Here is an 11,960-nt window from a genome sequence, read left to right as displayed (position 1 = left end):
TAGACTATCTAGAAGGAGTAGAACAAAAACAATTTAAAGCACATTTCACATTAAAAAGGTAAAATCAAGCTATATAAATAAAAAAGCAACTCATTCGAGTTGCTTTTTTATTATATAATTTTTAACCATTATTTATTCTAATTTTAAATAATCATATTGTAAATTTGCAATAAATCAATTATCACAATGATAAATATCCAAAAAATACGTGCTCAATTTCCAATTCTTTCCCAGCAAATTAATGGAAAACCATTAGTATATTTTGATAATGGAGCTACTTCCCAAAAGCCTCAAGTAGTAATTGATTCTATTGTTGACTACTATTCTAGATATAACGCAAATATTCATCGTGGCGTTCATACATTAAGTCAATTAGCAACAGATGCTTATGAACAAGCACGATTAAAAATTCAAAAACATTTTAATGCAAAAGAATCCTATGAAATAATATTTACTTCAGGAACAACCGAAAGTATTAATTTGGTAGCTAACGGGTTTGAATCAATTCTTAAAAAAGAAGATGAAATTATTGTTTCGGCATTGGAGCATCACAGTAATATTGTGCCTTGGCAAATGCTTTGCGAAAAAACAGGTGCAGTTTTAAAAGTAATTCCAATGAATCTTCAAGGAGAATTAATTATGGAAGAATATGAAAAATTACTTTCAAACAAAACGAAATTAGTTTTTTGTAACCATATTTCAAATGCATTAGGGACTATAAATCCAATTGAAGAAATTATTGAAAAGGCACATGCAGTTGGTGCAGCAGTTCTGATTGACGGTGCTCAAGCTTGTCCACATTTAAAACCTGATGTTCGAGCTTTGGATGTTGATTTTTATGTAACTTCAGCTCATAAAATGTGTGGCCCAACAGGTGTTGGAATGTTGTATGGAAAAGAAGAATGGTTGAGAAAATTGCCTCCTTACAAAGGTGGTGGAGAGATGATAGCAACAGTAACTTTTGAAAAGACAACATACGCAGATTTACCACATAAATTTGAAGCAGGAACACCTAATATTTGTGGAGGAATTGCATATGGTACTGCCATAGATTATATGAATTCTGTAGGATTCGATAATATTGCTGCTCACGAACAGGAACTTTTAAGTTATGGAACTAAAAAACTTCAAGAAATAGAAGGAATTACTATATACGGTCCAAATGATTTAAACAAAAAAGCTTCTGTTATTTCATTTAATATTGATGGCATCCATCCCTATGACATTGGCACGATTATAGATAAACTAGGAATAGCGGTAAGAACAGGGCAACATTGCGCACAACCAATTATGGATTTCTATCAAATTCCAGGAACAATAAGAGCTAGTTTTGCTTTTTATAATACTAAAGAAGAGATTGATGTTTTTATTGAAGCTATTAAAAAAGCAAAAATGATGTTGTCATAAATTTATAAATTATGAAATGGCCATTTACAACAAGTTTGCATAAGCAAACACCAATAAATAAAAAGGCGATACCATATATGACCGCTAACAAATAAATTTTTACATATATGAAAGTACTAATCACATTTTTTTTAGGGTTGTTTTTAATGAAAGGATGTTCTCAATATAAAGAATTAGAACAAATTAAAATTGAATATATAGCCAACACAAGAGGTTTTCATCAAACTGTAACCATTGAAAACAAGCAATTTTTGGTTAAAAACGAAAGAGATGGAAAATTCAATGAAATTAAGTTAAAAGAAAGTCAGTGGAAATCATTAGCTGAACTATATTCTAAAATAAATATAGAATCTTTTGAACAACTTAAAGGCTCAACAAAACAAAGAGATTACGATGGAAAAGCGTTTGCAAACCTTCACATCACAAAAGAAAATAAAGAATATAAAACCTTAGGTTTTGATCATACAATACCGCCAACAGAAATTAAACCTTTTGTTGACTTAATTTTAAAATATGCCAATAAATAATGGAAATTAAACAAATACAAGATGAAATAGTAGATGAATTCTCCATGTTTGACGATTGGATGCAACGCTACGAATACATCATTGAACTTGGAAAATCATTACCGCTTATCGAGGAACAATATAAAACCGAAGAGAACATCATTAAAGGTTGCCAATCTAAAGTTTGGGTTCATGGTGAAGAAAAAAACGGAAATATTATCTTTACTTCAGATAGTGATGCCATTCTTACCAAAGGAATTATTGCCATTCTAATTAGAGTATTTTCAAACCAAAAACCTGAAGCAATATTAGAAGCAGACACAGATTTTATTGACGATATTGGTTTAAAAGAGCATTTATCACCAACTAGAGCCAACGGTTTGGTTTCGATGATAAAGCAAATAAAAATGTATGCTTTAGGATTTCAAGCCAAGCAATCAAATTAACAATAAAAGTATTAAATAAGATACTGAAATAAATTCAGCATAAAATGGAAGAATATAAAGACGAAATAAACCTAGGAGAAAATGTTGTTAAAACTTTAAAGACAATTTACGATCCAGAAATTCCCGTAGATATTTACGAATTAGGATTAATTTACGATGTAATGATCAACGAAGATAATGACGTTAAAATTTTAATGACATTGACTTCTCCAAATTGTCCAGTAGCAGAAACTTTACCACTTGAAGTTGAAGAAAAAGTAAAATCAATTGATGAAGTAAAATCGTGTGAAGTTGAAATTACTTTTGATCCACCTTGGAGCAAAGATTTAATGAGCGAAGAAGCTAAATTGGAATTAGGAATGCTTTAATTCAGTTACCAGTATTCAGTATTTAGTTGGCAGTTTTAATTACTAAACATGAATAAGCTGAACACTAAAAAATGGCTAGAAATCAACCAAAATCACTAAACGACAAAAAGAAAATTGGATTAAAAGACTCTTTTAATTCACTTACTTATGTGCCTCGTTTTTTTAAAGAAATTTGGAGAACCAATAAAAAATTGTTCTTAATTTCTGCTTTTTGTAGGTTAATTGCAGCTTTATTACCTGTTGTAATTCTTTGGGTTGGAAAAATCATTATTGATGAAATAATTCGAATCACAACAGAAGGAGAAAAAGACTTTTCTGAACTTTGGAAATACGTTTTAATTGAATTCATTTTAGTTGTTGTTTCGGATTTAGTAAGTAGAGCCATTTCTTTAACAGATGGTATTTTAGGTGATCAATACAACATTCAAACATCAGTTAAAATCATCCAAAAAACGAATGAAGTTGATATTAGTTTATTGGAAGATTCTGAATTTTACGATAAATTAGAAAGAGCCAGAACGCAAACAATGGGTCGTGTTGACTTAATGTCAAATGTTTTAGGTCAAGCACAAACCACTATTTCTATTTTAACTTTAGTTGCTGGTTTAATATATTTTGAACCTTATCTGATTATTTTACTCGTTTTGAGCATAATTCCTTCTTTCATCAATGAAGTTCGTTTTAGCCAACAACAATATTCCTTAGCTAGAAGTTGGACAGCCGAAAGAAGAGAATTAGATTACTTAAGATTCATCGGTGCAAACGATAAAACGGCTAAAGAAATCAAGCTTTTTGGTTTGACCAATTTTGTGGTAAATCGTTTTCAAAACTTAGCTACTAAATATTTTAACTTAAACAAATCTTTGGTAATCAAGCGTTCTAGCTATGGGTTTTTGTTTAATTTATTAGGTTCAATAAGTTATTATGCTGCTTATGTTTTTATCATTTATCGTGTTTTGTCTGGAGTAATTACTTTGGGAGAATTGACTTTCCTTTCAGGAAGTTTTAATAGATTGATGAAAAGTTTACAAGATTTTTTCTCTAAATTTACTCGTATTTCTGAAAGTTCATTGTATCTAAAAGACTATTTTGATTTTATAGATATTTCAATTGAACCGAAAACAAAAGAAGATATTCCATTACCAAAAATCATTCAAAAAGGATTTGAATTTAAGAATGTTTACTTTGCTTATCCAGAATCTGAAAATCAGATTTTAAAAGATGTAAGTTTCTCAATAGAAGCTGGTGAAAAAATAGCTTTTGTTGGACAAAATGGAGCAGGAAAAACAACTTTAACGAAATTATTGCTTCGATTTTATGAACCCACTTCTGGTGAAATATTATTAGATGGAGTAAATATAAATCGTTATAATAAAAGTGAATATCAAGCTTATTTTGGTGTTTTATTTCAAGATTTTTTCAGATATGAATTTACCGTTAAAGAAAACATTGCTATTGGAAAAATAGATGAAATTGATAACCAAACTCGAATTGAAAAAGCAGCTGAATTAAGTTTAGCCAATGAAGTAGTTTCCGAATTGCCTTCTGGATATAACCAACAATTAGGAAAACGTTTTGTAAAAGGACAAGAACTTTCTGGTGGTCAATGGCAAAAAATTGCATTAGCCAGAGCTTACATGAAAAATGCTGAAGTCATGATTTTGGATGAACCAACATCAGCTTTAGATGCGAAAGCAGAAAGTGAAGTCTTTGAACGTTTCATTCACTTAATTAAAAATAAAACGAGCGTGATTATTTCTCACAGATTTAGTACAGTTCGTCAAGCAGATAGAATTATAGTTTTAGAAGAAGGTTCAATTTTAGAATCAGGAACACATGAAGAATTGATGATAAATGATAAACTTTATGCACAATTATTCACCCTTCAAGCAGAAGGATATCAATAAGTAAATTCCAACAATCAAATTCCAAATTCCAAAAAAATATATTAAAAATGGAAGAAGAAATTATAAATAAAGTAGCAAATAGTATTTTGGAAGTCTTTGATTTAGAAGATTATTTTCCAAAACAACCCATATATACAATAGATGTTTCACAATGGTTAGAAGGAGGATTCTTGTTGAAGGAAAAAGACTTTAGAGCCTCTTTAAAAATTCACGATTGGTCTCAATATAAAGATGCTTTAGTTGCCATAAATTGTTCAACGGATGCCATTTTACCAGCTTGGACATTTGCTTTAGTTACTGTTCATTTACAGCCATTTGCTTCCAAAATAACTTCAGGAACTAAAAATGATTTGCTTTTGAGTTATTATCAAGATACTTTAAATCAAATAGATTTTTCTATTTATGATAAAAAACCATTAATTTTAAAAGGCTGTTCCAACAAACCTGTTCCTCAAGAAGCTTATGTTTTGGCTATTCAAAAATTAATCCCTTTCGCAAAAAGCATTATGTTTGGTGAAGCTTGTTCTGCTGTACCTTTGTTTAAATCGATTAAAAAACAATAAATACCGTTAAAAAGCCTGTTTTTAAATAAAATTTGTACATAAACTTTCATTATATAACTTTGTTGCCAATTAAAACAAAACATAAATGAAAAAAATAGTATTAAGTTTATTATTAGTTTCTTCGGTAACATTTGCTCAAAATAGTGAAAAGGAAACATTAAAAAAAACAGAGGAAGCCGCAGCTAAAGTTGGTGAAGACAAACCCGATGGATGGAAAAAAGCAGGAACATTTTCTCTAATAGGAAATCAGGCTACTTTTAACAATTGGTTGGCAGGTGGACAAAGTAATATTTCAGGAAATATTCTTGTTAATTACGATTTCAATTACAAAAAAGCAGATTGGTCTTGGGACAACAAAATCATTGCTGGTTATGGTGTTACAAAGCTTAAAGGTGCCGATTTACAAAAATCAGATGACAGACTTCTTTTTAATTCTTTGCTTGGAAAAAAAGCTTCCGGGAATTGGTATTATTCCGCTTTTTTAAATTTTAAAACACAGTTTGATACAGGTTTAGATCCAGCAACTCAAACCACCAAAATATCACATTTCTTCTCTCCTGCTTATTTACAAGTTGGTCCTGGTATGATGTGGAAAAAAAGTGATAATTTAAAATTTAATATAGCACCAGCAACCTCAAAATTAATTGTAGTTCATGATCATTTTACACAATTTGGACCTTCATTTGGTGTAGAACAAGGAAAATCTTCAAGGTTTGAATTTGGAGCAGCCGTAAATGGTTATTACAAATTTAACATCATGGAAAATGTTTCAGTTGAAAACATTATTAATTTATATTCTAATTACTTGGAAGATCCACAAAATGTTGATTTAGATTATCAATTAAATATCGTTATGAAAGTGAATAAATATTTATCAACTAATTTTACTTTTCAAACTATTTATGATGACAATGCCTTTAGAGGATTTCAAACACGTCAAAACATTGGTTTAGGAGTTAATTATACTTTCTAAAAATTTGTTCTTATAAAAATAAAATGCCCCAAATAATTAACTACTTGGGGCCTTTTTTATTCTTCCTCTTTCTCAAAAGCTTCGCTATATTCAGGATATAGGAATTTATTATACGGAAATCGAGTTATATGAATTTCCCTTACGGCTTCATAAACTTTTTCTCTAAATTCTTCAAAGTTTAGTTTATCAGTCGCAGAAATAAAAAGAGCATTTTTTTCACCAACATTATTCATCCAGGTTTTTTTCCACTCATCAAGAGTGTTGTGTTTTGGTTCTTTCTCAATAGTTAAATCTTCCTCATCAAAATATTCAGGTTTGTAAGCATCAATTTTATTAAAAACCATGATAGTGGATTTATCATCACTTTTAATATCTTTCAAAATTTGATTTACTGATTCAATATGACTTTCAAATTCTGGATGAGAAATATCTACCACATGAAGTAATAAATCGGCTTCTCGAACTTCATCTAAAGTACTTTTAAAAGAGTCAATTAATTGTGTTGGAAGTTTTCTAATAAAACCAACCGTGTCCGACAACAAGAAAGGTAAATTTTTAATGACTGTTTTTCTAACAGTAGTATCTAAAGTTGCAAAAAGTTTATTTTCAACAAAAACTTCACTTTTCCCTACAGCGTTCATTAAGGTTGATTTTCCAACATTCGTATAACCCACCAAGGCAACTCTTACCATAGCACCACGATTACTTCTTTGAGTAGCCATTTGTTTGTCAATTGCTTTAATTTTGTCTTTTAAAAGTGCAATTCTGTCTCGAACTATACGTCTGTCTGTTTCAATTTCTGTTTCACCAGGACCACGCATTCCAATTCCACCACGTTGTCTTTCTAAGTGTGTCCACATTCCTGATAATCTGGGCAATAGGTAAATGCACTGAGCCAATTCAACTTGAGTTCTTGCATAAGAAGTTTGTGCTCTTTGTGCAAAAATATCTAATATTAAATTTGTTCTGTCTAATACTTTTATGTCAAAAATTTTGGTGATGTTTTTTTGTTGAGCAGGGGTTAATTCATCATCAAAAATTACACTTGACACATCATTTTGTTTTATATATGATAGTATTTCTTCAAGTTTACCTGTACCAACAAATGTCTTTGGATTGGGTTTATCCATTTTTTGAACAAATCTTTTTATAACCTCTCCACCTGCTGTAAAAGTCAAAAATTCAAGTTCATCAAGAAATTCGTTTAACTTTTCTTCATTTTGATTTTGAGTAATTATCCCTACAATTATTGTTTTTTCAAAACTTACTATTTCTTTTTCTAGCATTATTATGTTAAATTTCTACGATTTGAAACAAAATTAGCATTTTAAATCAATAAAATACTTTAGATTTTGAAATAAATAATTACTTTTGAGATTCAATCACACAAACTATATTACAAATGAAAAAAATTACATTAATTTTATTGATGACCTTTTCTTCTTTAGTTGGTTTTTCTCAAATAGTCTTAGAAGAAGGCTTTGAAGGAACAAACTTACCTGAAGCATCAGGAAACTGGACACTTGGTTCAGGAAATTGGAGGGTTTTTGATAACGGTATCGGACTTAATAATACATGGGAAGTTGTTGCAAGTCCTGATCCAGCTGTTTATGCAGGCACCCGTTCTGCTTATCTAAATCGTGAAAATGTAACTAATGGAACTTTTGCTTCCGATTGGTTAGTAACACCACAAATAACAGTACCTGCTAACGGTCAACTTCGCTTTTTTGCAAGACAAGTTACAGGAGGAAATGCTGGAAGTGTTTATACTGTGAGAGTATCAACATCAAGTAATCCTCAAGCCAGTTTAGTAGCAGGCGATTTTACAACGGTTCAAACGTATTCTGAAACAGGTGTTGGAAATCCTGCAATCAATACAGTTAATGGTGTTTATGAAGAACAATTAGTTTCTTTAGCAGCTTATCCTGCTGGAACACAAGTTTACATTGCATTTGAAATGACTAATGACTTTGGAGATCGTTTTTTATTAGACGATGTAAAAGTTGTTTCTCAATGTTTAGACCCAACGTTATTGACAGCTACAAATATCGGTTTAAACTCGGCTTCACTTGGTTGGACTAATAATTCAACAGCAACTAATTTTGAAGTTGAAGTTTTTGAAGCAAATGGTTTAGCTTCATTAGGAGTAATTCCTGCTACAGGAACTTCGGTGAGTTATCCTGGATTAATGCCTTCAACAGCTTATCAATTTTATGTAAGAGCTTTATGTGCAGATGGTATTAATAGTGAATGGGCTGGTCCTTTTAATTTCACAACATCATCACCAGGTCAAACTTGTGATGCTCCAATAACTGTAGCTAGTATTCCTTATCAAGTTTCAGGTTCTACTCTTGGTTTTGGAGATGATTATAGTGGAAGTCCAGGAACAAGTTGTAGTACAACCGCTGGTTATTTAAATGGAGATGATGTTTTCTATACTTTTGTAGCAGATAACAATGATCCAATAAAAATTACAAATCAAACCAACACCAACTGGTCTGGTTTATTTGTTTACACAGGATGTTCTAATGTTGGAGTAAGCTGTGTGGCTGGAAGTACCGCAGGAAATGGAAACACAACTGCAGATCAAGTTATTTTTACACCAGTTGCTGGTCAAACGTATTATGTAGTAATTTCAACTTTTGCAGGTACAAATGGAACAAATCAAAGTTGTGATTATACCCTAACAATAGTAAAAAACACTTGTACTAACCTTAGTGCAACTTTTAATGTAGTTTCTAATTGTTCGGTTACGCCTGATACATTTTTTGTAACAGCAAATGTGTCAAATATGGGATCTGCAACTTCTATAGTAGGAGTTACAATTCCTGTTTCTTCAACGGAAACTCTTTTAGCTCCTGGAACAATGCAATTTGGGCCTTTTCCAAACGGAACTAATGTAACAATCAACTTACAGAACGCTACAGATAACAACTGTTTTAAAAACAGTCCTATTTTAACACAAACTTTTTGTCCAGCAACAAATGATTTATGTGCAAATCCAATAGATATAAGCTGTGGAAGTACATTTACTCAAACAACCGTTGGAGCAAATTCAACTGGGGCACCAACTGTTGCCTGTGGAACTGGTCCTGGATCAGGTGGATTATGGTATAAATATGCGGGTAACGGTGATGTAGTTACATTTTCATTATGTGGTTCAACTTTTAATACTAAATTACAAGTATATACTGGAAACTGTTCAGGATTAACCTGTGTTGATGGTAATGATGATTTTTGTGGTACACAATCACAAGTTCAAATTACTACCGTAACTGGACAAGATTATTATGTTTATGTTTATGGATCAGGAACAGCCCAAGGCGAGTTTATTTTAAATACAACTTGTATAACACCTGCTGCTCCACCTGCAAATGACAATTGTGATGCTGCTGTTCCAGCTGTTGTTAACACTGATGGAACTTGTGATTTGACAACATCCGGAACTGTCGAAGGTGCAACACCATCTTCTCAAACTAACATTTGTATTGGTACTGCTGATGACGATGTTTGGTATTCATTTGTAGCTTCAAACGCTATTCATACTTTTAATTTATTGAATGTTTCTGGATCAGATACCGATTTAAATTATGCAGTATACTCTTCTTCAAATGCAACAACACCTTGTGATGGATTAACACAAATTTTATGTAGTCCAGATAACTTCAACGTTGCAGGAAATTTAACTCCTGGACAAACTTACTATGTAAGAATATACACTGCAACAAATGTGCCTTTACAGGATACAATATTTGATTTATGTATCAGCACACCTCCACCAGCACCATCTAATGATGAGTGTTCAACGGCAATTGTAGCTCCAGTAAATAGTTCAATAGTATGTAATGCAGTTACGCCTGGAACAATAACAAGTGCTACTCCTTCTATTCAACCAACGACATGTGGTGGAGCTGGATCAGCAAATGATGATGTTTGGTTTCAATTTACAGCTGTAGGAAATATTCAAAATATTGCTTTAAACAATGTACAAGGAACTACTACAGATTTAGCTTTTGCTGTATATGAAGGACCAAATTGTAATTCTTTATCACAAATAAATTGTCAAACCAATAATAATGGTATTGTAAGTGGTTTAACTATTGGAGGTGTTTATTGGATTAGAATTTTCTCTCAATCTACTGCTTCAAATTTATTTTCTAATTTTGATTTATGTATTACAACTCCAATTCAATGTAATACAGCTCAACCATTTTGTGGTGAAAACAATGAAATATTCATCAGTCAAACAGGATTACCTAGTGCAGGAAGTCCAGGTTGTTTAGGATCTGCTCCAAATCCGGTTTGGTTTAAATTTAAAGTTGAAACAACCGGTAATATTACATTTGATTTAACACAAACTAACAATGCAACTGGAAATCCAATTGATGTTGATTTTATATTATGGGGTCCATTTACAGATGCTCAAATGGACAGTAATGCTTGTAACTCTTTATATGATTATCCTGATGGAAACACTACAATACCTAACAATATTGTAGATTGTAGTTATTCTGCATCTGCTTTTGAATTTATTGATATTCCAAATGCTATTGCTGGACAAAATTATTTACTTTTAGTAACTAACTTTAATGGAGCTGCAGGAACATTCAGTTTAACACAATCTGGTACAAGTACTGGTAGTGCTTTTTGTTGTACAGTTGACTTAGGACAAGATATTGTTTTATGTGACGAAACTTCATATACAATAACTGCAGTGACTAACAATGATGATGCAATAGTATGGTATAAAGATGATGTATTAATTCCGGGAGCGAGTGCTAACACTTTAGTGGTTACAGAAACTGGAAATTACAAATGTGAAATTACTTGTGGACAGTTAACTGTATCTGATACGAAACTAGTAACATTCAATACATCTGTTGTACCTACTTTTGACCCAATTCAAATGACTTATTGCCAAAATGAAACGGCTCAAACTTTACCAACAACTCCAACCAATAATATTTCTGGTTCATGGTCTCCATCAACCATAGATACAACAACGCCGGGAACTATAACTTATACTTATAGTCCTGATGCTGGTTTATGTGCGACTCCTTTTACAGTTGATATTACAGTAAATACATTTGCAGTACCTACATTTACTCAAATTCCTAATTTCTGTCAAGGAACAACAGCACCAACTTTACCAACTACCTCTAACAATGGTTTTGTAGGTACTTGGGATGCTGCTATCGATAATTCTATTGTGGGGGCACAAACATTTACATTTACACCAGATGATTTAAATTGTACTAGTACAACTACAATGACTGTTACAGTTGATGCACCATCTATTGTTCCTACTTTTACACAGATACCTAATTTCTGTCAAGGTACAACAGCGCCAACTTTACCAACTACTTCTAACAATGGAATACTAGGTACATGGGATAATACTTTAGATAATTCAGTTACTGGTGCACAAACAGTTACTTTTACTCCAAGTGCTGGACAATGTGCTGTGAGTACGACTATGACCGTAACAGTTGTAGCTCCTTCAATTGTTCCTACTTTTACACAAATAGGAGATTTCTGTCAAGGAACAACAGCGCCAACTTTACCAACCATGTCAACTAATGGAATAACTGGTGTATGGAATAGTGCTTTAAATAATGCCATTTCTGGTCCTCAAACAGTTACATTTACTCCAAATAATGGACAATGTGCTGTAATTACGACTATTACTGTTAATGTTATACCTACTGCTACACTTGACCCACTAGCTAATACATCAGTTACTGCATGTAATAGTTTTGTATTACCGTCTTTAATTTCAGGTAATTCTTA

9 protein-coding genes are annotated in these 11,960 nt (G+C 31.8%); 8 read left to right on the top strand and 1 reads right to left on the bottom strand.

Annotation, left to right across the window (positions count from 1 at the left end):
- Positions 1 to 186: 186 nt before the first annotated feature.
- The 7 genes from ACTF56_RS12470 to ACTF56_RS12440 all read left to right on the top strand — a co-directional run bounded on the left by ACTF56_RS12470 (position 187) and on the right by ACTF56_RS12440 (position 6,170).
- Positions 187 to 1,407, top strand: coding sequence for an aminotransferase class V-fold PLP-dependent enzyme (locus tag ACTF56_RS12470; RefSeq protein ID WP_438967237.1), 1,221 nt, complete (start codon positions 187 to 189; stop codon positions 1,405 to 1,407).
- A 107-nt stretch (positions 1,408 to 1,514) separates the two neighbouring features.
- Positions 1,515 to 1,934: a hypothetical protein gene (locus tag ACTF56_RS12465; RefSeq protein ID WP_438967236.1), complete on the top strand. Its 420-nt coding sequence runs from the start codon at positions 1,515 to 1,517 to the stop codon at positions 1,932 to 1,934.
- Positions 1,934 to 2,359, top strand: coding sequence for a SufE family protein (locus ACTF56_RS12460; protein ID WP_438967235.1), 426 nt, complete (start codon positions 1,934 to 1,936; stop codon positions 2,357 to 2,359). The genes ACTF56_RS12465 and ACTF56_RS12460 overlap by 1 nt, the downstream gene beginning before the upstream one ends.
- Before the next feature lie 44 nt (positions 2,360 to 2,403).
- Positions 2,404 to 2,727 (top strand): SUF system Fe-S cluster assembly protein, encoded by a 324-nt coding sequence (locus tag ACTF56_RS12455; RefSeq protein ID WP_438967234.1) that lies wholly within the window; start codon positions 2,404 to 2,406, stop codon positions 2,725 to 2,727.
- 71 nt (positions 2,728 to 2,798) lie between these two features.
- Positions 2,799 to 4,634 (top strand): ABC transporter ATP-binding protein, encoded by a 1,836-nt coding sequence (locus ACTF56_RS12450; protein WP_438967233.1) that lies wholly within the window; start codon positions 2,799 to 2,801, stop codon positions 4,632 to 4,634.
- 47 nt (positions 4,635 to 4,681) lie between these two features.
- Positions 4,682 to 5,197 (top strand): DUF2480 family protein, encoded by a 516-nt coding sequence (locus tag ACTF56_RS12445; protein WP_438967232.1) that lies wholly within the window; start codon positions 4,682 to 4,684, stop codon positions 5,195 to 5,197.
- A gap of 85 nt (positions 5,198 to 5,282) precedes the next feature.
- Complete coding sequence (locus tag ACTF56_RS12440; protein WP_438967231.1) at positions 5,283 to 6,170, top strand: DUF3078 domain-containing protein; 888 nt, start codon at positions 5,283 to 5,285, stop codon at positions 6,168 to 6,170.
- 56 nt (positions 6,171 to 6,226) lie between these two features.
- Here ACTF56_RS12440 and hflX read toward each other — a convergent pair whose 3' ends face one another.
- Entirely contained in the window at positions 6,227 to 7,456 is a 1,230-nt protein-coding gene (hflX, locus tag ACTF56_RS12435; RefSeq protein WP_438967230.1) for a GTPase HflX, read from the bottom strand.
- 116 nt (positions 7,457 to 7,572) lie between these two features.
- On the opposite strand from hflX, the gene ACTF56_RS12430 reads away from it, so the two are divergent.
- On the top strand, positions 7,573 to 11,960 hold a 4,388-nt coding region (locus tag ACTF56_RS12430), incomplete at its 3' end, for a choice-of-anchor J domain-containing protein (RefSeq protein WP_438967229.1).

Origin of the sequence: Flavobacterium sp. (assembly GCF_965657075.1) — a bacterium.
Taxonomy (GTDB): Bacteria; Bacteroidota; Bacteroidia; order Flavobacteriales; family Flavobacteriaceae; genus Flavobacterium.
This window is presented reverse-complemented; position numbering and strand designations above follow the sequence as displayed.